Below are 23,834 nucleotides of genomic sequence, written 5' to 3'. Positions count from 1 at the left end.
GCAAGCTGCTCACTCGCTCGTGAATAGGGGGGCTTAGCAAAGACTGTTTATTGCTAAGCTTCAGGTTGTTTTTGTATTCTAGGTATTACTAAAGGTAACGGTTTAATCCCTCTCGTTGAGTGGTTCTATCTGCTGAACATTAACTAATGAATTCATTAGCTTGGCAATACTCTAGCGCCAGTAAACCCATTATTTGTATGATGTTTTCTGTTTGAAGAATATCAAAATAGTTAACTCTTTTTTGTGATCCTATTTCTTAAAGCCCTCGTTTTAGTGCTGATACCACTACAGAGATACTTAAGGAAAAGAACATGAAACTTACCAACCTAGGTCTTCTAATTGGCTCCGCTGTATTGCTCACTGCATGTGGCAGTGACGACGACCATCCAGCTACTCCAATGTCTTCAGTACGAGTCACCCACGCCAGTGCAGACGCACCCATGGTAGAAGTGAAAGCCAACGGTGAAACCTTTGCCGGACTCAGCATGGTGGATTATCGCCAAGGCAGCGCTTGGGTGTCGGTGGCTTCAGGTAGTTATGATATTAGCGTTGACGCCATTTTACCGGGTGATAATGCTGAAGTGATAGCTGCAAATCTGGAGTTTTCACCAGACATGCAATACGACATTATTGCCCTAAACAACGCGGCGTCTTTAGAGCCAGTAGTGTTAAGTCGCAGCCATGAAGCTGTTGATTCTGGCAGTGTGCGAATAGATGTATTACATGGTCATCCGGGGGTTGGAGGAGTAGACGTTTACCTAACAACTGCAGCTGAGATCACCAGCGAAGCAGCTGCCATTACTAATCTAGAGTTTAAAGTAGACAGTGCAGACCTACCGGTAATCGTACCTGCTGATACTTACCGCATTCGCATTACTGTAACTGGCGATAAAACCGTGGTGTTTGATAGTGGCGAGGTGGCGCTAGCAGGAGGGTCAGATCTGATGTTAACTGCGGTGCCTAATGTTGATACAGGCGCTGCTTCACCGGTGAATCTATTGTTGGCCGACGGCTCAGCGGTAAGCGTAGTGCGTGATATGGATGCCACTAGCCATGTACGAGCAGTGCACGCTGTAGATGATGCCCCAATGGTTGATGTACTCGCCAGTGGTACTCCAGTAAGCGGTTTTACCGGGATCTCTTTCAAAGATTTTCAATCGGGTAATCTACCTGCTGATACTTACGACCTAAGTGTTGCAGCCAGCGCTGATAATAGCTTGGTTGTTATCGATGCCCCTGGAGTAATGCTAGAGGCCGGTGCCGAAACCAGTATTTACGCTGTTGGCAAACTTAACGCTATTACCGACAATACTATTGAACCTTTAGTGATTGCCGAAGACTTACGCTCGGTAGCGCTTTACTCAAAAATTCGCGTGGTACATGCGAGCCCTACTGCTGGTGGTTTAGGTTTGGTTGACATCCATGCTTCAACAGATGGCAACTTTAGCGCCGATACCGCGGTATTATCGGGTGTCGACTTTAAAGGCAACGCTGTGTTGAATGTACCAGGCGGTAGTTATACCTTCGCGGTTATTTTAGCTAGTGACATGTCTTACACGCCAGCGGTATCTAGCATGGCGACGGTAGAAAATGGTGCAGTATACTCTGCAGTAGCTACTGATGATTTCTCAGGGCTAGTGTTAAACGTAGATACTATGGCTCCATAAGTAATCCTTGTTCATTTATATAAAGAGGCCTCAGGCCTCTTTTTTGCTGTAAGGGCCTCGCGCTAGTAACTCACCACAATGCATATTAAGCTGGTTTTTTGTCAAAGGATTAAGTTTAATCATGTCTGAAATAAACCTATATCATGCCAGTGTTCCAGTGTTTATTCGCTATCTAAATCAAATTGAATTGCTGCTGGATAAAGCCAAATGCTTTGCCATATCACAATCGATGGAAGAAGCGACTTTGTTAGCTGCTGGTTTAGCCGATAATATGTTTCCTTTGGGTCAGCAATTAAGCACCGCCATTGACTTTTCTCTGAGAGCATGCTGCCCGTTAGCAAGGCAAGACATAAAAAACTATCATCCTGAGAGTGTTAGCTACGATAACTTGCATAAGCAGATTAGAGAGACCCGTTGTTATCTTGAACAATTGCGCCCCGAACAGTTTGAGGGTGCTGAAGGTTTATCGATAGCCACTACGGCCGGGTTTGCTGAGTTAGAATTAGCTGCTGGTGAATATTTACAAGCATATATGCTGCCTAACTTCTTTTTTCATTACTCGATGTGTTACGCCATTTTACGAAAAATGGACTGTCCGCTAAGTAAACAAGATTTTGATGGGTTTCATCAATATCCGATGGGTTTTAGCTTTTAAAAACAATTACTTTCTCGCTATTTAGTCATTTAAAATAACAAGGCTAATGATAATTTCGACTGTGTAAAAAATCCCAGCTAAAACCTTGTGTTAGCGAGATACAATCGGTAAATTATTTGCAGTAAGCTGTAGTTTAGCAGGGTTGGGGGAGGTAATTTAATGCATCCAGAATATTATATAAGTACTAATAAAGCTGAATTAGATATCGATCTTATTCACCAAGTACTCTTTCAATCTTATTGGGCAAAAGGTATTCCTAAAGCCACTGTTGAACAATCCATTGAGCACTCTTTGTGTTTTGCGGTTTACGACTTTAGCAAGCAGCAAGTTGGTTTTGCTCGGGTGATCAGTGACTACAGTACATTTGGATATTTAGCCGATGTATTTGTATTGGAAGAGCATCAAGGTAAGGGCTTAGCTAAAGCCTTAATGCATCGAATTATGGCGCATCCAAAGTTGCAAGGGATCCGTCGGTTTAAACTTGCGACTCAAGATGCTCATTCCTTATACGAGCAATTTGGCTTTACCGAATTGGCTCACCCTGAAATTCATATGGAACGATGGCAGCCTAACTTCTATCTACTTCCTAAAGGCTAGTTTTTCTTCGATTTCTTATAAGGATGATTAGCGCTAGTCGGCTTATTTGCTATCAATGTTAAAGTGTCTAGATCCCTGCTAGCTAAAGCTGACCTTAACAACCCAACTCACACTTTTCCTTATCTTTGGTTGTTTACTTTTTTAGACTCTATCCCTGCAAAGCATACCTTAAGCCAGTTGTATCAGGCTTAAGATCTAATTGTTACCAAGTTGTTACATTTGGCCGCAGCAAAGTTACCAAACGTTACCCGTCTTCGCTTGAGTGTTTTCTAGCCAAAGCCTAGGTTTATTGGGTTTAGCCTTCTGGCTGACACCATAAGTTGTAATGCTGAATTCAAGGGATGAGGAGAACTTTACAATGGAACAGGGCTATTACGTTGCTACTGACAAAAAGCAGTTAGATGTAAGCATGATTCACCAAGTATTGGTGCGCAGCTATTGGTCGAGAGGGATCTCTAAAGCGGCGGTTAAAACCGCTATCGATAACTCGATGTGCTTCGCTGCTTTTAACTTAAACCAGCAACAAGTGGCCTTTGCGCGGGTGGTGTCTGATTACGCCACTGTGGCTTATTTAGCCGATGTGTTTGTGTTAGAAGAACATCAAGGTAAAGGATTGGCTAAGGCCATGATGCACCGCATTATGGGTCATCCCCAACTACAAACTATTCGTCGCTTTAAACTTGCCAGTAAAGGTGCCCATGAATTTTACCGCGCTTTCGGTTTTAACCAACTCGCAGAACCACAGATCCACTTGGAGCGTTGTTGAAACCCAAGTTTTCTGGCTGGTAGGTGCTCGTTTTTGTTTTATAAGCCATTGTGGCGCGCTCTAGTTCAAGCTTGCTACACTTTTAAACTAAGTGTGGTGAGATAGCTTGTGGTAGTTGCTTAGTCTTATCGCCGTTATAAGTAGTTTTATTTGCTTTAAATCGTGGTGAGCAATGTTTCGAATTAAACGACTTCTTTTTGGTCTTCAATTTCTAGCCTCTTGCATGATGTGCTCAGCTTTATTTGCAGCCGAGTGGGTCGGCACGAGTAGTTGTATTAGCTGCCATCAAGATCAGTATCAGCAGTGGCAGGGCTCTGACCACGATATGGCCATGCGCCATGCTAATGAAGACGCTGTGTTGGGTAATTTTGCTGATGCTAGCTTAAGCTTTGCGGGCAAAAGCATGCGGTTTTTCCGTAAAGCTGAGCAGTATTGGGTGACTATTGAAGGCTCACATGGACAGCTACAAGACTATAAAATTAGCTATACCTTTGGTTATTACCCTTTGCAGCAATACATGGTGGAATTTGCCGATGGGCGAGTTCAGCTTATTCCCTATGCGTGGGATTCTCGCCCTATAGAGCAAGGTGGCCAACGTTGGTTTCATTTGTATCCAAAGATGCAAAAGACTGATGAGTTTTATTGGACCAATGCCGGACAAAACTGGAACTACATGTGTGCAGACTGTCATTCAACTCAGCTGCAAAAGGGCTATGACATTAGCAGCAATACCTACAATACCACTTGGTTTGAAATAAACGTTGGCTGTGAAGCTTGCCACGGCCCAGCAAGTGAGCATTTAAAATGGGCCCAGCAAGTAGAGTTAAACCCGCAGCATATAGCTGAACAAAGCGGTTTTGACCGCAGCTTACAGCAAGAGGTGAGCGAATGGGTTTATCAAGAGGGGCTGCCTACTTTGCAGGCTGGTAAGCGCCAAGCGAGTCAGCAAGTTAAAGTATGTGCTCAGTGCCATAGCCGCCGAATCCAAATTAGCCAGGCCAACAATCATGTAACAGGAAGCTTATTAGATCGTTACCAGCCGAGTTTAATTAGTGCCGATTTATACCATGACGATGGGCAAATTTATGATGAAGTGTATGTTTGGGGGTCATTCAAGCAATCAAAAATGCATCAAGCAGGCGTGAGTTGCAGTAATTGCCATAATCCCCACACCACTGAACTGAAAATGGACGAACAAGCACTCTGCATGCAGTGCCATATAGCTGCTGAATACAGTGCGGATAAACACAGCTTTCATGCTGTAGGAACAGAAGCTGCAAAATGCACCACATGTCATATGCCTGCCACTACTTATATGCAGGTGGATCCACGACGCGATCATAGTTGGCAAGTTCCGCGGCCGGATCTTAGTCAGTCCACAGGTGTACCAAACGTATGTACGACCTGTCACACCGATAAAAATGCGGTTTGGGCAGAGCAAAAATTAAGGCAGTGGTTTCCTGATTCAGCGTCTACGCAAGAACAACATTTCGCTAAGGCATTTTATCTTGCCGACAAAGGCTTACGTAGCGCCGGGCAAGCTTTAGCCTTGATTGCTGAAGATCGTCATCAAAGTCCCATTATTAGGGCTTCTGCGGTACAGCGTTTAGCTAGCTTTCCTGGGTCCAAGGGAGTGATTGCAATAGCGAATGCAGTGACTAGTGATAATTCGTTAGCGCGTTTGGGGGCGGTGCAAGCTACTGAACATTACCCGGCTGCCGAGCGTTGGCGCTTATTGGAACCTTTGCTAAGCGATGCGACTTTGGCAGTGCGTAGCCAAGCGGCAGCGGCATTGGTCAAAGATTGGCAAAGCTTAAGCATAGTGCAACAGCAGCAGTTACAAGGGCCGCTTGAAGAGTATATTGCTATTCAGCAATACAACGCTGACCGTGGTTTTGCTTTAAGCAATCTAGCGGGTGTGTATTTAGCGCAGGGTCAGTTTAAAAAGGCTGAGCAACTCTACCTACAAGCAATAGAGTTAGAGCCTTATTTTGTTAATAGCTATGTGAATTTGGCGGATATGTACCGCGCCACTCAGCAAGAAGAAAAAGCCTTTGCTGTGTTAACGCAAGGTATTAAAGGCCAACCCAAAAGTGCTGCTTTGGTGTATAGCGCTGGTTTGAGTTTATTGCGGCAAAAGCAAGTGGTGGAGGCTAGTCAGTACTTTTTGTTAGCCACTGAACGTGAACCGAGTAATAGCCATTTTTGGTATGTTTATGGCTTGTCTTTAGAGTCTTTAGACGTAAGCAAAGCCCAGCAAGCTTTAAGCAGGGCTTATGATACGAGCCGGAATCCCCAGCACTTATACGCCTTGTGTGAAATGAAGGTGCGGCACAAAGATGCAAAAGCAAAATTATGTATTTTGCAGCTGCAGGCTTTAGCTCCACCGGATGTTATTAAGAGACTCAATCTAGAGTTGAATAGGCAATAAAAAAGGCGCTCTAGAGCGCCTTTCGAAAGCTTTATTACTTACAATGATTTAGTGTAAGTAGTAATAAAGCTAGGCTGACCACCCTGTACGAAGGCTGTAGAGGTTAATACACCTTGGTCCCAGTTTTTACCTGCTGCAACATAACTCCATTGTTCAATCTTTGGTGATTGACACAATTGTCCCTCAATCACTTCGTCGTCATCACACCAACGAACTGACGAGTTAAGTTGAGCTAAGGTCGCTTTGCTTGTTTGGCCAGCATTTACGCCAAACCACCAAAAGGCCATGTTGGCTAAATCTGCGTAAGAAACCGTTTCGTCCATATCTTCAAGTATGCAATCTCCGCCTTGTTGAGTATGCAACTCTTTGCCTACCACGCGAATATCACTTGCGCCAAACTGATAGCTGAGTTGACCGGTTAAGCTACAGCCTGCGATATTGGTTTCAGCTAACCAGGTACCGCTAAAATCTATATAGCGTTCGCCATTGTCTACGTTTGGATTAACCAAATAGCTGTATGAAGTAGATGCGCTTTTTCTTAGCTGATTGCCTGCACCGTCAAGGGTAACTTCAATGGTTTGGTCGGTGTAAATTCCGGTCGCATTGTCGTAGCTGGTGCTATAGGTTTGTTGCTTAAGTTCGCCATCGTCTTCAAGCTCGCTTTGACCTAAAGCGGTTAAGTTTGCTTGGCTACAGTTTTGCTCGTTCATACACGCAAATAAGCCACCAAAACTGGCCACTTCTGCGTAATCAATTGCTTCATCTTCGGTGTTAATTTGGCTTGGATCTTTAACCACTAATTGAAAGCCAGGTTCAATCGCGAAGTCTTCTGCAGAGTAAGTGTTTGAATCTGCGTTAAAACACTCTGGAGTGTTGTTATTTACGGTAAATTCGCCGCCGTTTAGTTCACAAGCAATGAACTCTTTGGCCCATTGTGAGCTATAACGCTGGTCAGACGTTCCAGCTTTAATGACCAATGCATTGCTGGCTAAATGCAGCACTTCAGAGCTTATTCCGAAGCTGGCATTTTTGAATGCTTCATCGGGAATTGTCCGGTCCATGTGTACGTTTTGATATAGCGTTGAGTTATTGCCGTACTGGCCGTTCATAACCACTTCAGATAAACGTAAGTATTCGCCGCTGCCTTTACTAAAGGCATCAATTACATCGCTATCGCCACGTTCAATGCCATCTAGTGATTCATTTAAATGCTCGGCGGCTTCTTCTTCACTTACCCACTCACTGGCTTCCACTTCTTCAAGTAATGCATCTGCAGAATTAAGGTTGTTTAGCTTCACTTGCTTGAGTGCGATAAGGGTATCGCTGTCGGCTGCTGGCTTAGCAATATCGTCTGGAATAACAATGCTGCCGTTACTGGCATCATCTAACGATTGCAGTATTCGTGCTAAGTTCATAGCAGAGCCGGTATCGGCGGTGACTTCAAAGGGAGAGACAACGCTACGGTAAGAGCTATTTCCGATGAACATGCCATTTTCGCCGCCCAAATAAAATGACACTACATCACCAAGTTCAACCTCAAAGGTACCTTCAGCGTTAGTGTAGCCACTTAAACCACTGGGAGAGGCTTTATAGAATAAACCTTCTACGGCGGCATCAATAAAGGTGCCGTTTACTGGGTCTGTAGTTGGAGGGAGTTCATTGCCGTTATCGCTACTGCTTCCACCGCACGCGCTTAACGCTAACGTTACCAAGGCACTGCTGCCTAGTACTGCAAACTTATTCATAATGTTTCACAATCTTTTACATTTTTATGACAGTAATTACTGTTGTTTTGAGTGGGGAATGTGTTTTATTTAGCGCGTAAAGTAAAATTATATTTTTATCAACAAACTCTGTAAAAGATGGCTGAGACGTCAAGTGGCAGAGTATTTATCCTATTAATTTTTCAGCATTAAAATATTGTGCTGTTCGGTGTGAATTGAGTTTGGCTTGTTGAAGGAGCAAGTGACGAAGGTAACTTCGGCTGTTTTTGATGGCAATTTGAAGCCCTTAATTTGCTGAGTCACATTTTTACAAGATGCTGATTAATTTAGTTATTAAGGAATTTATTTACTGGTAAGGTCTGCTAGTTATTAGGCCTCTATTGAAGGAACAACTATGAAGATGGGCTTACACTTTTCGTCGAAACTAGCCGCTGCTTTGGTATTGGCAATAAGCGGTGTTGCGGCACAGGCTGCAGAGGCAATTTGGCAAAGCAAGGTATTAGACGAGCATACCGTTATTCTCTCGGCTGGCGATGCCGCACTCAGCCAGTTTGAGCCAAGCTTAATGTTAGCGGCTTCGCACATCGACAGCCAGACTTTATCGCCTATTGTTGATGCTGTTTCTAGTCCTTGGTATTCGCTTAGCTTAAACCCGAATGGCCGTTGTTTGTCGCTAACAGATACCGCTCATGCAAAGCAGGCACTCAGCGAACTGTGTATTGAATCCACCAACAATCAACGATGGAAGCTAAGCCTAAGTAAGGGCGGTATTCAGCAGGTGTATGGATTAGGCCAGCAGCATAATACTCAAGGCGAAGCCGATGGCGATTGGCTGGGGCGTAAACGCCTACCGGGTAGCCGAATGGGAAATGCCATGGTTTACCAAGGTGAAGGCGCCGTGGGCAATACTCAAATACCCATTATGTATTTACTGGGTGAGGGTAAACAAAACATTGCTTTGTTTTTTGATCATATTCAACCGCTAGTTTTTGACTTTACCAAGCAGCCTTATCAGATTCAGGGTAAGGGCCAGCGCGCGCGAATTATTGTTATTGCTGGTGATAACCTCGCTGCTCTGAGAGCCCGCTATTTAACGCTAACGGGCAAACCGCCGGTGCCGCCTAAGGCGATGTTTGGTTTGTGGTTATCTGAATACGGCTTCGATAACTGGCAAGAGTTAGACGATAAGCTGGCTACGTTACAGCAAGCTAAGTTCCCCTTGTCGGGCGTGGTGATGGATTTACAGTGGTTCGGTGGAATACGCGAAAACTCTAATCATACGCAAATGGGGTCACTCACTTGGGATGAAAAAAACTTCCCCGATCCCAAACAAAAAATTGCCGACTTAAAACAACGCGGCATTAGCGTGATGGCCATAGAGGAGCCGTATATCGGCGGTGCGCTTAATGAGTTTCAATCGTTAGCGCACGCTGGCGCATTGGCCCGCAGTTGCGCTCCACCTTGCATGACACCTGCCAAAATCAAGGAAAACCCCTGGTGGGGCAAGGGTGGCATGCTGGATTTTTCTAGCGAAAAAGGTGCGGAATTTTGGCATGACTACCGCCGTGAAGCCTTGATTGACGACGGCATTATTGCCCATTGGACAGATCTCGGAGAACCCGAGCTTTATCATCGAAAAGCCTGGTATGCAGGGGTGAAAATTGATGGTGCGCTAAAACATGATCATCAAAGCGTGCATAACCTTTATAACTTGCTGTGGAGCCGCAGTATTTACCAAGGGTATTTGCGCAATAAACGCAGCCAGCGTCCGTTTATTATGAGTCGTTCCGGCACTGCCGGTAGCCAAGGATACGGTGTGGCCATGTGGTCGGGTGATATTGGGGTAAATTTGGCCAATTTACGTAGCCATTTTAATGCCCAAATGCACATGAGTTTGTCGGGTATTGATTACTTTGGCTCAGATATTGGCGGTTTTCATGGTACGCCTTGGGACGAGCAATATACTCAGTGGTTAGCAGCGGCCTTGTTTACCGACTTACCTGTGCGCCCGCACACCCAAAATTTGTGTAACTGCAAAGAAACTGCACCAGACAGGATTGGCGATACTGCCAGCAACTTGTTTAATGTTCAGCAGCGCTATGCTCTAAATCCTTATTATTACACCTTGGCCCATCGAGCATGGCGCAACGGCACCGCAGTGGTTGCTCCGCTAGTATATGGCTACCAAGAAGATGCTAAGGCCAGAGCTAATGGTTCAATGAAGTTGGTGGGTGACGCTATGCTGGTGGCCTTAGAGGCGAAAGATAATGCTAAGTATACCCAAGCTTATTTGCCACAAGGTCTTTGGTATGACTACCGCAGCCAACAAATGCTAAACAGCGGTGGTGAGTATTATAAGCAGCCTTTATACATTGATGGTGTATACCGTTTGCCGCTATTTGTAAAAGCTGGAGCAGTGATTCCTCGAACTAATGAAGATGAAACCATTGATCTATTGGTAGTGCTTGATGAGCGCGGCTACGCTAGAGGAGAGTTGATTGAAGATGATGGGGAGTCTATTGCTTATCAACAGCAGCAGTGGCAATTCACAGAGTTTAGCGCGCAGACTCATCAGCAGCGCATTGGTATACAGCTATCAGCCGCTAAAGGTAGCTATGTTAAGGCCCCAACACATAAGGCTTATCAAGTAGAACTGGCCAATATTCCCGCAGGCACATCGGTTAAAAATGTGAGTTTTGAGGGGGAGCAAGTCACTCAATGGCAGCAGCATGGGCATCGATTAATCCTTGGCATGCAAAGCATTGATGTGGAACAAGGTGGTGAATGGTTGGTGGAGTTTGCCGAGTAATCAACAATAAAACGCACAGTGAAGTAGGCTATGCGCTTATTGTTATTAACCTGATTTAAGCTTGAGCCGGGTGTAACATAAACCAGCAAGGAAAATTGTCATTTTTTGACAGCGTTTTAAAGCCTTTATGCTCAACGGTAAGTACCACTTTTTCGCTAGAGGCTACATCAAAACAGGCTTTATTATCAGCATCTGCTAGACCTTCCCCTCCGGCAGAAGGCGCGACGCCTAACCCCCATAGCCAATAGCTATCTTGGTTATTAGGCCAATAAGCATTTGCTTCGAAATGTCTTTGGCTAGATCAGTGTTTCGGGCATCTATAATGCGTGCCACAATAGCCGAAGCTTCTATTTTTTGTGGTGTTTGCCCGGTGGCACCATAATCACGCAGTCTTCATGAGCTACGGTAGTAAATACTTTCCCTTGCTTCATTCACCATTCACCCTGAGCAAAGCGCCAATAGCTATCATGAGCGTAGTCAGCCATTTCATCATTCCGAAGTGCCGCTTGCATGGCTTCGTTGTTGGCGTAGGCGGCGATAAACATTTTGCTTAAGGCTGGAATATCACTGTAGTTGGCCGTTATTAAGGTGGGGCTAGACATCGTAAGATCCTTCTTATGAGTAAGACACTAGAATACTCAGGCTAGTCGAAACTTACGCCTTAAACAACAGCATGGAGTGTGGGGAGTGGCAAAGGGAAAAATAACCCCAGTTTATACTGGAGTTATTACTACGCCGGTTACACCGAGTATTAGCTTAAGCTTACTGCTGGTGCTCCCGCAATGCTGGTTGCACTAGCTCGTCGGCTGCCGAGTTCTTGATAGTTGGTGGACAAAATAGTGTCCACAAAATACCAATCGGCTTTGGCGCTTTGCTGGGTAAAAGTCACGGTTAAAAAGCCGCGATTGAGAATATTCATGTATTTTAAACCGTCAATCAAAGACACAATACCTGCTTCGGCAGCGGGTGCAGCGGTGGCATCTATGCCTAAGTAGTATTCTAAGCCCGGTGAACTTACCGATGAAGTGGCAAATTCAACACCCACCACCTGGCCGCTTTTCTCAGCAAGCTCACTAGCCCAAGCGTTATGCGTATCACCAGCAAGTACCACTAGGTTTTTGCCTTGCGCTTTAAAGCTTTGTAGTAAGATTTCACGCTCGTTTGCATAGCCATCCCAAGCGTCTAGGTTGTAGGGTACGTTTGGTAATTGCAGCTGAGCGATGACTTCAGGCGTTAATTTATCTTGGTTGGCAGCTAAATAACTTAGTTCATCAGCGGTGAGCGTAGGATCAGCTGCTTGAGCGCGGCCAGCCAACTGAGCTAAGGCACCCAACTCTGCGTATTGCTGAATCGACATAAGGTTAAGTGCTACTGCACCCGGTAGGTACATTTCGCCCATCAATACTTGTTGGCCAAGTACCTGCCAGCGACCGCTGGTGTTGCTGACGCTGTCTTGCAACCACTGTAATTGCTCTGCACCTAACATGCTGCGATTAGGGTCGTTTTGGTCTGCATGAAAAGCGGTATCGTTAAAACTATCGGTGCTTGAATCGACATAATCAGCAATGTTTAGTTGCTTGTCTCGAGCAATAACGCGGGTATCTAACATATGTAAATCAACTAAGTCGCCAAACTTAAAACTGCGGTAAATTTCTTGATGGTTACCTTCTGACCAAGGTCGAATAGGTAGCCACTCAAAGTAAGCTTGTAGGGCATCGTTTTTACGTTGCTCAAAGTCACCTTCGCCTGCTTGGTGATTCTCTGCGCCATCGCGCCAAGTATCATTAGCAACTTCGTGATCGTCCCATACAGTGATAAATGGCACCATGGCATGCAGTTTTTGTAAACTGCTATCACCATGGTATTGGGCGTAGCGCGTGCGGTAGTCGTCTAAACTAAACAACTCGCCTTCAGGCAATACTTGGCGATTGAGTTGTTCGGCTTGTTCGCTGGCATAGCCGCCACGTGGGTATTCATAAATGTAATCACCGAGGTGCAATACCGCGTCGATATCTTCATGCTGAGTGGCTAAATCATAAACATTGAAATAGCCTGCAGGATAATTAGAACAAGACATCACAGCCAGTTTCACAGAGGCTGGCGAGCCTTGTACTAGGGTTTTGGTTTTACCTATGGCTGACAGGGTGCCAGCGCTGATAAAGCGATAGTAATAGTGTTGACCGGCTTCTAAACCAATAGCGTCTACTTTAACCGTATAGTCGCGGCTGGCGTTGGTGGTGGTATTGCCATTACTAATAATATTGGCAAAGTCTATATCTGTTGCGATCTCCCATGCCACCTTAATGTTACCGGTGCGGGCGGGCGTTACGCGTGTCCATAAGATGACCGCATCAGCTAAGGGGTCGCCACTGGCTACGCCGTGGGTAAACTCAACAGGGATCTCTGGTTCGATGGCGCTGCCGCATCCCATTAGGCCATAAGACACCACCGCTGCACCTGCACCTTTGGCAGACATGATTAAAAAATCTCGACGTGAAATTGGACTCGCCATTACAACTCCCTCAGTAAACAAAACTGGCCAGATATCTAAAAAGGAAGAGTGTGTGGAGAAAAGATGACAACTTAATTAAGTTGTCAAAAATAACAAAACCAATAATAAAAAAGCTCCTCGCTAAACTGCCGAAGAGCTGGTTCTGCTGCTTAGATTAGTACTGGTAAATCCTAATTTCCTGCGGGGCTAAGCTTAAGTTTACTTGGCCTGCAGAAGTACTGCTGATATTGCCTGAGCCAAAGCCCGCCAGCGGAGTTAGCACCGCAGACTGTTGTTCAAGAGCAATGCTCGGGGTTTGGGCACTTTCGCTGTAGTTAAATACAACTAGCACGTTGCTGCCTGCTGTTGTGCGCGTAAAGGCCAGTACTTCACCTTGATTGAGTAATGTTAATTCACCATTGCGCAATGCCGGTGTGGCTTTACGCAGTTGAATAAGGTTTTTGTAATGATGGTAAAGCGAGCTGTTATCAGCCATTTGGCTTTCAGCGTTATAGTTTGCAGTGTTATTGGCAATTTCTCGATATGGCGTGGCTGAAGTAAATCCACCATCGGCTGTCCAGCTCATTGGTGCACGGAGTAAATAGTCGCCCCCACTGTTTTTAGTGTGTGCCATGCCTACTTCTTCACCGTAATAAATAAAAGGCTGACCTGGTAGGGTTAATAAGGTGGCAGCAGCCAAGCGATATTTAGCTTCGTTACCGGAAAATTGTTCGAATATACGTTGGCCTGCAAATGAATCATGATTAGCGAGTAATAAACCCATGCTATCTAGAGAGCTCTGGTTAAGCCAATAAGACATTGAAGTCTGATCACTTGAGCCTGAATTTACAGCCGACATAATGGCTTTATTCAGGTAAAAGGAAAACGCAGATCCACAAAAGCTTTGCTGAGCAGCGGCCAGTGAATCTGAAGAGTCTTCACAGATCATGTATCGATTACTGTAGTCCTCCATCACCAATTGTTGGATACCATACATAATCGCTGCGTTTTCCGGTTGTGCGGACCATTGATTAGGCCCGTTCTCGACTAAGTGGGTCATCGCGTCAAAACGAAAACCGTCCATTCCTGCATTTAACCAATAACGTAGATTGTTGTAATGAAACTGAATAACCTCTTCATTTTGTAAGTTAAAATCAGGCATGTTGGGCTGAAAAATACCGTAATAAAAACCATATTGTCCTTTATGCCAAGATGAATCCCCAGACCAATTTGTCCATTTAGGATCGCTGTCTTGCCACATATACCAATCGCGTTTTCCGCCAGCATTATTGTTAGAGTCAGCAAATACTGGATTGTCACCAGAGCTGTGGTTAATGAGATAGTCGGCGATAACGCCAATTCCGCGGGCATGCGCTTGCGCTAAAAATTCATCAAAGTCTTCTCGAGAGCCGTAGTCGCTTTCGATGCTACGATAATCCACCACCTCATAACCGTGGTCTTTATCAGAGCTTTCACTAAAGGGGAGTAACCAGATACCTTCAACCCCCAAGTCTGCAATGTAATCTAGCTGAGAGGTAAGCCCTTTAAAATCTCCAATCCCATCGCCATCAGAATCTTTGTAGCTGCGTACAAAGATCTCCATAAACACTGCCCCTTTGTACCAATCTTTGGCTAGGGCGGGTTGGTCGTCTACTGCAACTGAACTCATATCAACCAGAGTATCGGCCTTAGCCTCACCCACGGGTAACTCGATGGGAGCGGGTGTTTCTGTGCTAGAACCACAGCCACTTAGGGCTGTAAGTACGGCAAGCGGAAGCGCACCGTATAGTAGGTGTTTAATCATTGTTTTTACTTTCCTTGTAACATTGCTGAAAACAAGGCTTGTGTTAAGTAGTGCTGGCTACGATGATCTGTGATTAATTTGTCATCTTTATTCACACAAGCGCTTTTATATCAATTACTAATAATTGATGATGATATTTTTTACTATATTGTTTTTTTTATCATCACCGTTGATCACATATTTATCAATAGTGTTGAGTTTGGCTTTATCTCGATCGATACAAGCCTTTGCTCGCGCTTCGCTTTATAATGGTGGAGTATTTATAAACCTTTAGGCCATTGCTGATTAATGCGAGATAAAAAAACAGCCCGTCCAGCCACTAAAAGTCAGTTGCACCCGCGCAACAAACATCGCCAGCGTTATGATTTTCCAGCGTTGATAAGCTCTTGCCCTGAATTGACCCGCTTTGTGGCAGACAATCAATATGGTGATGCGTCTATCGACTTTTTCAACCCTGACGCAGTACGTTGTTTAAACAAGGCTTTGTTGAAGCACTTTTATGCGATTGATGGCTGGAGCATTCCTAAACATAACCTTTGCCCGCCCATTCCTGGCCGTGTTGATTATGTGCATTACTTGGCTGATTTATTGGCAATATCGAGCAAAGGAAATGTTCCTACAGGCAAGGCCATACGCTGCATCGATATTGGTGTTGGGGCAAACTGTGTTTACCCTTTGGTGGGCGCCAGTGAGTATGATTGGTCGTTTGTCGGTAGCGATATTGAAGCCGCATCGTTGCGCTCGGCCGGATTAATTTTGGCAGCCAATCCTCAGTTAGAGCGCCAAATCGATTTACGTTTGCAAACCAATAAAAAAGCTATTTTTAACGGTATAATTCAAGCCGCTGAGCGTTTTGATTTAAGTATATGTAACCCGCCTTTTCACCGTTCGGCAGCGGAGGCTAAAGCGGGAACGCAGCGTAAGCAAACTAACTTAAAAGCCTCGTTGAAACATAAAGATAGCTTGAATTTTGGCGGCCAAAGCAACGAGCTATGGTGCCCAGGAGGAGAGCTAAGCTTCATTAAAAATATGATCAGTGAAAGCCAGCAATTTTCGGCTCAAGTATTGTGGTTTACTAGTTTGGTATCAAAAGAGGCTAATCTTAAGGCAATATATCAAGCGTTGAAGCAGCAAAAAGTGGCGCAATTTGAAACCATAAAGATGGGCCAAGGTAACAAAGTGAGTCGCTTTGTCGCGTGGACTTACCAAAAACCAGAACAACAAGCGCAGTGGCTTTTATCATCATGAGCCTTGCTGTTGTTTTTGTCGTTTCAGCATCGTTAATCAAGGTGCTGAATCTATTAATTATTAGTGATAAAAGAGAGCAATGAAAACGCCTAAAAGAATCCAGCCTTTAGTTGATGATGGCTTAGTAGATGAAGTGAAAAGCCAGCTGATGAGTGGCAAAGAAGCCTCGGTTTACGTGGTGCGCTGCGGCGATAAAATCCGCTGCGCTAAAGTGTATAAAGATGCCAGCCAGCGCAGTTTTAAACAGGCGGTGGCTTATCGTGAGGGGCGTAAAGTACGTAATAGTCGCCGTGCTCGAGCGATGGAAAAAGGCTCTGGTTTTGGTCGTGAGCAACAGGAAAAAGTGTGGCAAAGTGCCGAGGTTGATGCTCTGTATAAGCTAGCTGTAGCAGGTGTGAGAGTGCCGGAGCCTTACGGCTGCTTTGATGGTGTGTTGTTGATGGAGTTGGTGACCGACGATGAAGGTTATGTGGCACCGCGACTAAATGATGTACTGATGTCTGAAGAGCAAGCTTTGGAAGACCATCAAACCATGATTGGTTACATTGTAAAAATGTTGTGTGCGGGTTTGATACACGGAGATTTATCAGAGTTCAACGTGCTGGTGGATGAATATGGCCCCGTGATTATTGATTTACCGCAAGCAGTAGATGCTGCTGCTAACAATAACGCCGAGTGGATGCTTGCGCGTGACATCAATAACATGCGCGACTATTACACCCAATTTGCGCCTTCGCTGGCCAGCACCGAATATGCCAAAGAGATGTGGGCACTGTTTGAAAAAGGCGAGTTAACTGCAGATACCGAACTGACCGGAGAATTTACTCAGCAGGACACCGTGGCAGATATTGCGGCGATTATGCAGGAGATTGATGCTGCTCGCGAAGAAGAGTTGGCGCGCCGAGAGCGAATTAATGAAGCCCAACAAGGGGTAGATGAAAGTAAATTTAACTGGGCAGATTAATCTAATCTGCCCAGCGTGTATTGGCTTAGATATTCACATTTGCACTGGTGTGAAATTCTAACAAGGTATTTGCGGGGATTTGCACCGCTCCACCCCGAGTTATTAGGGCTAATCCTGCACCTACCTTGGCGCCGTCTTTAGCGCCATCACTACCGTTTATTAAGCCGCCAATGGCTGCACCGCCAGCGGTTTTTTTCACGGTGTTTTTGGCTTGTGCGTCACCTAAGCCATTAAAGCTATTGGTTTGAATAGCGATACGTTGGCCATTGATTGTGATGTCGGTTAAAGCAATGCTTAAGCTAGATTTACCCGCTAAACGACCCGCTTGTTCGCTTTGTATTACCTTGCCGTAAACCGTATCGCCAGTTTTTGCGATAAGGTGTCCACCTACCGATAAATCACCCTCTAGTTTGCCTGAAAAACGATGGCCAGAGCGATGTTCACGGCTACTAATGGCGGTATCTAAGCTTACCATTAAGGGGGTACCTGCCGGGATGTGAGTTATAGCTGAAGCGGCCTTACTATTTTCTACCGGAGCTGGCTCAGCTTTCGCTGGGGCAGTAAAAGAAACGTCTAGGTCTTTAACGTCGCTGGTGCTAAACGTCATGGCGTTGCCAGCCATTTCAAACTGAATATTCTCTGCATCGCGACTAAGCAAGGTACCTTCAAGCACACTGCCATTATTAAGGGTGAGAGTGTCGGCGCTAAGATTAAAGCTAATAGCGGCGATAAATACGCTAACTAAAGGAGTCGTCTTCAACATGGTTTGTTTATCCAGTATCTAAAAGAAACAAGGTATCTTTTTACCAGTTGAGTAGAGATAAAGCCTGTGATGAGACCGATTAACCCGATAAATATCAATTATCGGGCTGATAGGATCTTGAGCTGCGGTTCTAGATTAACGCAAGGTTATTGCTGTGCCAGGAAAAACTGGTAAGCGGTATTATTAGTTTCGTCGCGATAATCAAAACCAAGCTGCGCTAAGTGCTTGCTAAAAGCCTGTTGATCACTGTCTTGCAGCTCAAAACCGGCTAAGACTCGCCCGTAGGCAGAACCGTGGTTACGATAATGAAATAGAGTAATATTCCAATGTGGGCCAAGGGTACGCAGAAACTTAAGCAAAGCGCCGGGTTGTTCTGGGAATTCAAAGCTATATAAGCGCTCGTTTAGTTTCGCGCCCGGGTGGCCGCCCACCATATAGCGAACATGCTGCTTAGCGAGTTCATCGTCACTTAAATTCGCCACTTGGTAGCCACTGTTATTGAGCGTATCTAATAGTGTTGGCAGTTCGGTATCGCTGTTGCTTACTCGAATACCGACAAAAATACTGGCCTGCTGTTCACTGGCATAGCGGTAGTTAAACTCGGTAATTGCGCGACCACCTAAATGCTCTACAAATTCCAAATAAGCACCTTGGCGCTCGGGAATATTGACCGCTAATACCGCTTCTTTTTTCTCGCCTAGTTCAGTGCGCTCTGAGACATAACGTAGATTATGGAAATTTACATTAGCACCGGATAATACCGCCGCTAAACGTTGGTCTTGAAGCTTGTGTTGTTGAGCGTAGGCTTTTAAGCCGGCTAAGGCTAAAGCGCCAGAGGGCTCTGAGATAGCACGAGTATCTTCAAAAATATCTTTTACAGCAGCGCATATCTCATCAGAGTTTACCGTGATGACTTCATCTAAATACTGCTGACATAAGCGGAAGGTTTCTGTGCCAATGAGCTTTACTGCCACACCATCGGCAAACAGGCCCACTCGCTCTAAAGGCGTTGGCTTTCCTGCCGCCAACGCTGCCTGTAAGCAGGCTGAGTCTTCGGCTTCTACGCCAATAATCTTAATGTGTGGCATCAGTTGTTTAATGTAAACCGATACGCCAGCGGCAATTCCGCCACCACCTACTGGCACAAACACCGCGTCTAGGTGCATGTCTTGCTCAAGTAGCTCTTTGCCAATGGTGCCTTGTCCGGCAATCACATCTACATCGTCAAAAGGAGGTATGAGGGTATAACCGTGCTCGGCGGCTAGTTGTTTGCAATAATGGCTGGCTTCGTCAAAGTTGTCGCCGACTAAGCGCACATCAGCGCCCATGGCGCGAACTGAATCCACTTTAATATCGGGCGTAGTGGTAGGCATAACAATGATGGCGGAAATATTTAAACGCTGCGCCGACATTGCTACACCTTGCGCATGATTACCTGCTGATGCAGCAATCACACCTCGCTGGCCTTGCTCTTGGCTAAGTTGCGCTATTTTGTTGTAAGCCCCACGCAATTTAAACGAATGCACACTTTGTCGGTCTTCACGTTTGAGAAGAATGTTATTGCCAATTCGCTTCGACAGTTTGTTCATGTCTTGCAGCGGGGTGACTTGGGCAATTTCATACACTGGCGAAAGCAGGATTCGGCGAAGATATTCGTTAGCGGAGGGGAGGTGTTGCGTCATCATATAACCTTAAAAAAATAAGCCCGGCGTACCGGGCTATTTACGCAAACTTTCTAGTGCAAAACTAGTCTAGTTTGCTTTGATCGCGAATTGCGCCTTTGTCTGCACTGGTGGCAAAGTGGGCGTACATTTTCAGTGAAGTACTCACCTCACGAATACGGCCAATCGGTCGCCAAGCATCGCTGCCTTTTGCTTCCATGGCTGAGCGACGTGTTGCTAGCTCTGCATCACTCACTTCTAGCACAATGCTGCGCTCAGGAATGTTGATGTCGATAATATCGCCCGGCTCAACCAAAGCGACTATGCCACCGCTAGCAGCTTCTGGTGAAACATGGCCAATCGACAAGCCAGAAGTACCACCAGAGAAGCGACCATCGGTAAGTAGGGCACACTTCTTACCGAGTCCCATAGATTTCAAGTAAGAGGTTGGATACAACATTTCTTGCATGCCTGGGCCACCTTTAGGGCCTTCGTAGCGAATCAATACCACGTCACCTGCTTTAACGGTGCCGTCTAAGATACCGGCTACTGCATCATCTTGGCTTTCAAAAATACAGGCTGGGCCACGAAATACTAAGTTGTCGTCATCTACGCCTGCGGTTTTAACAATACAGCCATCTAAAGCTATGTTGCCTTTCAGTACTGCTAGGCCACCTTCTAAACTAAAGGCGTTTTCAAGGCTACGAATACAGCCTTCTGCGCGGTCAGTATCTAACTCATCCCAACGGCAATCTTGGCTAAAGGCTTTAGTGGTGCGAATACCCGCAGGACCAGCGCGATAGAAATCTTTTACGGCTTGATCTTGGGTTTGCATTACGTCCCATTTAGCCAAGGTATCAGCTAGGGTGCCTCCCATTACATTTGGCTCGTCGCGGTTAATTAAACCGGCGCGATCTAGCTCGCCTAAAATACCCATAATACCGCCCGCGCGGTGTACATCTTCCATGTGGTATTTGTTGGTTGATGGGGCAACTTTACATAACTGAGGTACCTTACGAGACAGCTCATCCATGTGGTCCATGTTGTAATCTACGCCAGCCTCTTGGGCGGCGGCCAATAGATGCAATACAGTATTGGTTGAGCCACCCATGGCAACATCAAGTGTCATGGCATTTTCAAACGACTTAAAAGTAGCAATAGAGCGCGGTAGGGCACTTTCGTCATTTTGTTGGTAATAACGATTACACAAATCTACGATGCGTTTACCGGCGTTCACGAATAATTTTTCGCGATCGGCGTGAGTGGCCAGCATAGAACCGTTACCTGGCTGGGCTAAGCCGAGCGCTTCGGTTAAACAGTTCATTGAGTTGGCGGTAAACATGCCTGAACACGAGCCACAAGTTGGGCAAGCGCTGCGCTCAACTTTTTCACTGTCTTCGTCAGAGACGTTTTTATCTGCGCCCATTACCATTGCGTCAACCAAGTCTAACTTAATGATTTGGTCGCTAAGTTTGGTTTTGCCAGCTTCCATTGGACCGCCAGACACAAAGATAACTGGAATGTTGATGCGCATAGCCGCCATTAACATGCCTGGAGTAATTTTGTCACAGTTAGAAATACACACCATGGCATCGGCACAGTGAGCGTTTACCATGTATTCAACAGAGTCGGCGATTAAATCGCGCGACGGTAGGCTATACAACATACCGCCATGACCCATGGCAATACCGTCGTCTACAGCAATGGTATTAAATTCTTTGGCTACGCCGCCTGCATCTTCAATTGAGCGTGCAACCAGTTGGCCAAGATCTTTAAGGTGAACGTGACCCGGTACAAACTGAGTGAAAGAGTTCACTACCGCAATAATTGGCTTACCAAAATCTTCTTCTTTGGTTCCTGTTGCTCGCCAAAGGGCGCGAGCTCCGGCCATGTTACGGCCTTCGGTGGTGGTGGCACTTCGCAGTTTAGGCATTGCGGTTTACTCCGTTAATCTGTGTTTGCTATTTGTTTAGGCAATGGCCGCTTCTGGCGAAGCCACTGCTTGTAATTGCTTTAATGTTACTTGCTCTACGTCGAATAACTTCACTAATTGATTAGTGAGATGCGCTATTGGACGCTCGCTAGTGACGGTTAGTTCAATCGCATAACCCGCAGGCAGGTGCTGAACCTCATGTTCAATGTGCATCGATTGTACTAAAAAACCACGGTGACGTGTCACTCGTAATACACGTTCTAATACATCGGCTTGGCTGCGGGTAGTAATGGTTAGTGAATGTTGCATTAGCAGTCCTCCATCATTTTGTCGTTGGCCACACCCGGTGGCACTAATGGCCACACGTTTTCCTCAGCATCAATTAATACATGCAGCAGGTAAGGGCCGTCGCTATTTAGCATCCGTTGCAGTGCAGCGTGAACATCAATTTTATTGCTAATGGTTTCACCCGGAATGTCAAAGGCAGAGGCCATTTTTACAAAATCGGGGTTGTCATCAAGAATGGTTTCGCTAAAGCGCCCATTAAAGAATAGATCTTGCCACTGGCGCACCATGCCTAAGCGATTGTTATCGATTAGCAACATTTTAACGGGTAACTTAGCGCGTTTAATAGTGGTGAGCTCTTGTACATTCATCATGAACGAACCATCGCCAGATACGTTAATCACGGTATCGTTAGGGCGAGCAAACTGAGCGCCAATAGCCGCGGGCAAACCAAAGCCCATAGTGCCTAAGCCAGCGCTAGAAAGGTGATTTTCTGGGCCGTCAAATTGCATATGCTGAGCCACCCACATTTGGTGCTGGCCAACATCACAGGCTACTACAGTGTCTTTGTTGATCATCTTGCTTAGTTCGTTAAGCATTGCTGGAGCAAAAATATGTGCGCCAGGGTGATCATAGCGCCATGCAAAATCATGCTTACGTTGGTTTACCGTAGCTTGCCAAGGGGCTATGTCGCACTTGCCATGCAGTTCTGGCAAGGTGAGTTTTAAATCGCTATCAAGGGCAACATCTGGCTCACGGCGTTTTCCAAACTCACTGGCATCGGCGTCTAAGTGAATGACCTTAGCATCTGGTGCAAATTCATCTAACTTGCCGGTAACGCGGTCATCAAAGCGAGCGCCAATAACAATCAGTAAGTCGGTTTCTTGAACACTTAAATTAGCGGCCTTAGTGCCGTGCATACCCAACATACCCAAGTAGTAAGGCTGGTCTTCTGTGATTGCGCCAATACCCTTAAGCGTGCTCACACTAGGGATTTGGCTATCTGTTAAAAACGCACGTAATTCGCTTACTGCGTTCGCCATACCTACTCCGCCACCCACGTAGGCCATGGGTTGTTTGGCTTCGGAAATTAATCGCTTGGCTTGAGCGAGTGAACTGGCATTAGGCGCTGTGGCTGGATTAGCCGAGGCCACGTAGGCTAGGCTTTCTTCCACTTCGGCCAGTTGAATATCTTTAGGCACATCAATTAATACTGGGCCGGGGCGGCCACTAGTGGCAATTTCAAAGGCTTGCTCAATGGTGCGCTTTAGCTCTTTAACATCAGTGACCATAAAACTGTGTTTGGTCACCGATAAAGACATGCCTAATACGTCGACTTCTTGAAAGGCATCTGTACCAATCACAGGTTGGGCAACTTGCCCGGTAATGGCGATTAAAGGAATAGAGTCTAATTGTGCCTCAGCCAGGCCGGTGACAAGGTTGGTTGCGCCAGGCCCAGAAGTAGCGATACATACGCCTACTTTTAGTCCACGGTTAGCCCCTGCGCGGGCATAACCCACTGCAGCCATTGCCGCACCTTGTTCATGGCGCGTCAGCATGTGCTTGACCCCACCATCATAAAGCGCGTCATAAAGCGGCATAATTGCCCCACCGGGATAACCAAATACTTGTTCAACGCCCTGTTGTTTCAGAGTCGCTACAATTTGTTGAGCACCATTCATCACTACTTCCTTTCCACCGTTAACAAAAAACCCCCGAGCTTTGCAGCGCGGGGGTTTGGTGTTGTTTGCTTGTTTCAGTTACAACAGCGCATCCCCGCGAGGTGACAGAATAATCACCACAAGGACCACGCTAATAATTAGTGCAACTGAAAAAGACATATTTAAAACTTTCCTAAAGCATTGGTTAACAAGTACCACAGGATAAAATGTGATTCAAGTCCGCTTTATCTGTGAAAAGCTCTGCTTTCTGTATGCTTAATATACAAAATGAAGTGCCATTAGCTGCTTTGTGTTTTAGTTGTAGTTTTATATTTTATTTAACTCTTTGGTCATGGTTATATCTGTTGTATCTCT

General features: G+C 45.7%; 17 protein-coding genes. 8 read left to right on the top strand and 9 right to left on the bottom strand.

Annotation, left to right across the window (positions count from 1 at the left end; genetic code table 11):
* Window positions 1-311: 311 nt before the first annotated feature.
* From ACLD71_RS03410 to ACLD71_RS03390, 5 genes are all read left to right on the top strand, one after another.
* On the top strand, window positions 312-1,667 hold the full coding sequence (locus tag ACLD71_RS03410) for a DUF4397 domain-containing protein (RefSeq protein WP_411992984.1): 1,356 nt from the start codon (window positions 312-314) through the stop codon (window positions 1,665-1,667).
* Window positions 1,668-1,788: 121 nt separating this feature from the next.
* Window positions 1,789-2,322, top strand: a complete 534-nt coding sequence (locus ACLD71_RS03405) for a DUF1993 family protein (protein WP_411992982.1) — start codon at window positions 1,789-1,791, stop codon at window positions 2,320-2,322.
* 159 nt (window positions 2,323-2,481) lie between these two features.
* Entirely contained in the window at window positions 2,482-2,919 is a 438-nt protein-coding gene (locus ACLD71_RS03400) for a GNAT family N-acetyltransferase (protein WP_137673379.1), read from the top strand.
* A gap of 358 nt (window positions 2,920-3,277) precedes the next feature.
* The gene (locus ACLD71_RS03395) at window positions 3,278-3,685 is read left to right on the top strand and encodes a GNAT family N-acetyltransferase (protein WP_137673380.1); all 408 of its coding nucleotides are present in this window, start codon (window positions 3,278-3,280) and stop codon (window positions 3,683-3,685) included.
* Window positions 3,686-3,908: 223 nt separating this feature from the next.
* Window positions 3,909-6,116, top strand: coding sequence for a multiheme c-type cytochrome (locus ACLD71_RS03390; protein ID WP_411992980.1), 2,208 nt, complete (start codon window positions 3,909-3,911; stop codon window positions 6,114-6,116).
* A gap of 38 nt (window positions 6,117-6,154) precedes the next feature.
* On the opposite strand, the gene ACLD71_RS03385 is transcribed toward ACLD71_RS03390, so the two are convergent.
* Entirely contained in the window at window positions 6,155-7,861 is a 1,707-nt protein-coding gene (locus ACLD71_RS03385) for a hypothetical protein (RefSeq protein WP_411992978.1), read from the bottom strand.
* A 373-nt stretch (window positions 7,862-8,234) separates the two neighbouring features.
* Between ACLD71_RS03385 and ACLD71_RS03380 the strand changes: the two genes are divergently transcribed.
* Entirely contained in the window at window positions 8,235-10,649 is a 2,415-nt protein-coding gene (locus ACLD71_RS03380) for a TIM-barrel domain-containing protein (RefSeq protein ID WP_411992977.1), read from the top strand.
* Between the two features lie 431 nt (window positions 10,650-11,080).
* Here ACLD71_RS03380 and ACLD71_RS03375 read toward each other — a convergent pair whose 3' ends face one another.
* The 3 genes from ACLD71_RS03375 to ACLD71_RS03365 form a co-directional block, all read right to left on the bottom strand.
* Window positions 11,081-11,251 carry a hypothetical protein gene (locus ACLD71_RS03375; protein WP_411992975.1) on the bottom strand — a complete coding sequence of 57 codons (171 nt, stop codon included), beginning with the start codon at window positions 11,249-11,251 and terminating at the stop codon, window positions 11,081-11,083.
* A 149-nt stretch (window positions 11,252-11,400) separates the two neighbouring features.
* A complete protein-coding gene (locus tag ACLD71_RS03370) occupies window positions 11,401-13,161 on the bottom strand; it encodes an alkaline phosphatase D family protein (protein ID WP_411992973.1) in 1,761 nt (586 codons plus the stop codon).
* 154 nt (window positions 13,162-13,315) lie between these two features.
* Entirely contained in the window at window positions 13,316-14,944 is a 1,629-nt protein-coding gene (locus tag ACLD71_RS03365) for an alpha-amylase family glycosyl hydrolase (protein ID WP_411992971.1), read from the bottom strand.
* Between the two features lie 288 nt (window positions 14,945-15,232).
* Here ACLD71_RS03365 and rlmF point away from each other — a divergent pair, with 288 nt between their 5' ends.
* Window positions 15,233-16,192 carry a 23S rRNA (adenine(1618)-N(6))-methyltransferase RlmF gene (gene rlmF, locus ACLD71_RS03360; RefSeq protein WP_137673386.1) on the top strand — a complete coding sequence of 320 codons (960 nt, stop codon included), beginning with the start codon at window positions 15,233-15,235 and terminating at the stop codon, window positions 16,190-16,192.
* A 79-nt stretch (window positions 16,193-16,271) separates the two neighbouring features.
* The gene (locus ACLD71_RS03355; RefSeq protein ID WP_411992970.1) at window positions 16,272-17,156 is read left to right on the top strand and encodes a PA4780 family RIO1-like protein kinase; all 885 of its coding nucleotides are present in this window, start codon (window positions 16,272-16,274) and stop codon (window positions 17,154-17,156) included.
* A gap of 25 nt (window positions 17,157-17,181) precedes the next feature.
* Here the strand turns inward: ACLD71_RS03355 and ACLD71_RS03350 are convergent, their stop codons facing one another.
* From ACLD71_RS03350 to ilvG, 5 genes are all read right to left on the bottom strand, one after another.
* Window positions 17,182-17,919 carry a hypothetical protein gene (locus tag ACLD71_RS03350; RefSeq protein ID WP_137673388.1) on the bottom strand — a complete coding sequence of 246 codons (738 nt, stop codon included), beginning with the start codon at window positions 17,917-17,919 and terminating at the stop codon, window positions 17,182-17,184.
* Between the two features lie 146 nt (window positions 17,920-18,065).
* A complete protein-coding gene (gene ilvA / locus ACLD71_RS03345) occupies window positions 18,066-19,601 on the bottom strand; it encodes a threonine ammonia-lyase, biosynthetic (RefSeq protein ID WP_411994824.1) in 1,536 nt (511 codons plus the stop codon).
* A 64-nt stretch (window positions 19,602-19,665) separates the two neighbouring features.
* Complete coding sequence (gene ilvD, locus ACLD71_RS03340) at window positions 19,666-21,513, bottom strand: dihydroxy-acid dehydratase (RefSeq protein ID WP_137673389.1); 1,848 nt, start codon at window positions 21,511-21,513, stop codon at window positions 19,666-19,668.
* A gap of 36 nt (window positions 21,514-21,549) precedes the next feature.
* Window positions 21,550-21,822: an acetolactate synthase 2 small subunit gene (gene ilvM / locus ACLD71_RS03335; protein WP_137673390.1), complete on the bottom strand. Its 273-nt coding sequence runs from the start codon at window positions 21,820-21,822 to the stop codon at window positions 21,550-21,552.
* Complete coding sequence (gene ilvG / locus ACLD71_RS03330; RefSeq protein ID WP_411992968.1) at window positions 21,822-23,480, bottom strand: acetolactate synthase 2 catalytic subunit; 1,659 nt, start codon at window positions 23,478-23,480, stop codon at window positions 21,822-21,824. The genes ilvM and ilvG overlap by 1 nt, the downstream gene beginning before the upstream one ends.
* Between the last annotated feature and the right edge of the window lie 354 nt (window positions 23,481-23,834).

The sequence above is a fragment of the Agarivorans sp. DSG3-1 genome (assembly GCF_046774965.1).
Classification (GTDB): domain Bacteria; phylum Pseudomonadota; class Gammaproteobacteria; order Enterobacterales; family Celerinatantimonadaceae; genus Agarivorans.
Note: the sequence above shows the minus strand (reverse complement) of the source record. Positions and strands in the feature narration are given on the sequence as shown.

Bases quoted from the DNA above. Each gene is read 5' to 3' on its own strand.
- ACLD71_RS03370 (WP_411992973.1), bottom strand. From the start codon at position 13,161: ATGGCGAGTCCAATTTCACGTCGAGATTTTTTAATCATGTCTGCCAAA.
- ACLD71_RS03385 (WP_411992978.1), bottom strand. From the start codon at position 7,861: ATGAATAAGTTTGCAGTACTAGGCAGCAGTGCCTTGGTAACGTTAGCG.
- ACLD71_RS03355 (WP_411992970.1), top strand. From the start codon at position 16,272: ATGAAAACGCCTAAAAGAATCCAGCCTTTAGTTGATGATGGCTTAGTA.
- rlmF (WP_137673386.1), top strand. From the start codon at position 15,233: ATGCGAGATAAAAAAACAGCCCGTCCAGCCACTAAAAGTCAGTTGCAC.
- ACLD71_RS03405 (WP_411992982.1), top strand. From the start codon at position 1,789: ATGTCTGAAATAAACCTATATCATGCCAGTGTTCCAGTGTTTATTCGC.
- ACLD71_RS03380 (WP_411992977.1), top strand. From the start codon at position 8,235: ATGAAGATGGGCTTACACTTTTCGTCGAAACTAGCCGCTGCTTTGGTA.
- ACLD71_RS03395 (WP_137673380.1), top strand. From the start codon at position 3,278: ATGGAACAGGGCTATTACGTTGCTACTGACAAAAAGCAGTTAGATGTA.
- ACLD71_RS03410 (WP_411992984.1), top strand. From the start codon at position 312: ATGAAACTTACCAACCTAGGTCTTCTAATTGGCTCCGCTGTATTGCTC.
- ACLD71_RS03375 (WP_411992975.1), bottom strand. From the start codon at position 11,251: ATGTCTAGCCCCACCTTAATAACGGCCAACTACAGTGATATTCCAGCC.
- ACLD71_RS03390 (WP_411992980.1), top strand. From the start codon at position 3,909: ATGATGTGCTCAGCTTTATTTGCAGCCGAGTGGGTCGGCACGAGTAGT.
- ACLD71_RS03350 (WP_137673388.1), bottom strand. From the start codon at position 17,919: ATGTTGAAGACGACTCCTTTAGTTAGCGTATTTATCGCCGCTATTAGC.
- ACLD71_RS03365 (WP_411992971.1), bottom strand. From the start codon at position 14,944: ATGATTAAACACCTACTATACGGTGCGCTTCCGCTTGCCGTACTTACA.
- ACLD71_RS03400 (WP_137673379.1), top strand. From the start codon at position 2,482: ATGCATCCAGAATATTATATAAGTACTAATAAAGCTGAATTAGATATC.
- ilvA (WP_411994824.1), bottom strand. From the start codon at position 19,601: ATGACGCAACACCTCCCCTCCGCTAACGAATATCTTCGCCGAATCCTG.
- ilvM (WP_137673390.1), bottom strand. From the start codon at position 21,822: ATGCAACATTCACTAACCATTACTACCCGCAGCCAAGCCGATGTATTA.
- ilvD (WP_137673389.1), bottom strand. From the start codon at position 21,513: ATGCCTAAACTGCGAAGTGCCACCACCACCGAAGGCCGTAACATGGCC.
- ilvG (WP_411992968.1), bottom strand. From the start codon at position 23,480: ATGAATGGTGCTCAACAAATTGTAGCGACTCTGAAACAACAGGGCGTT.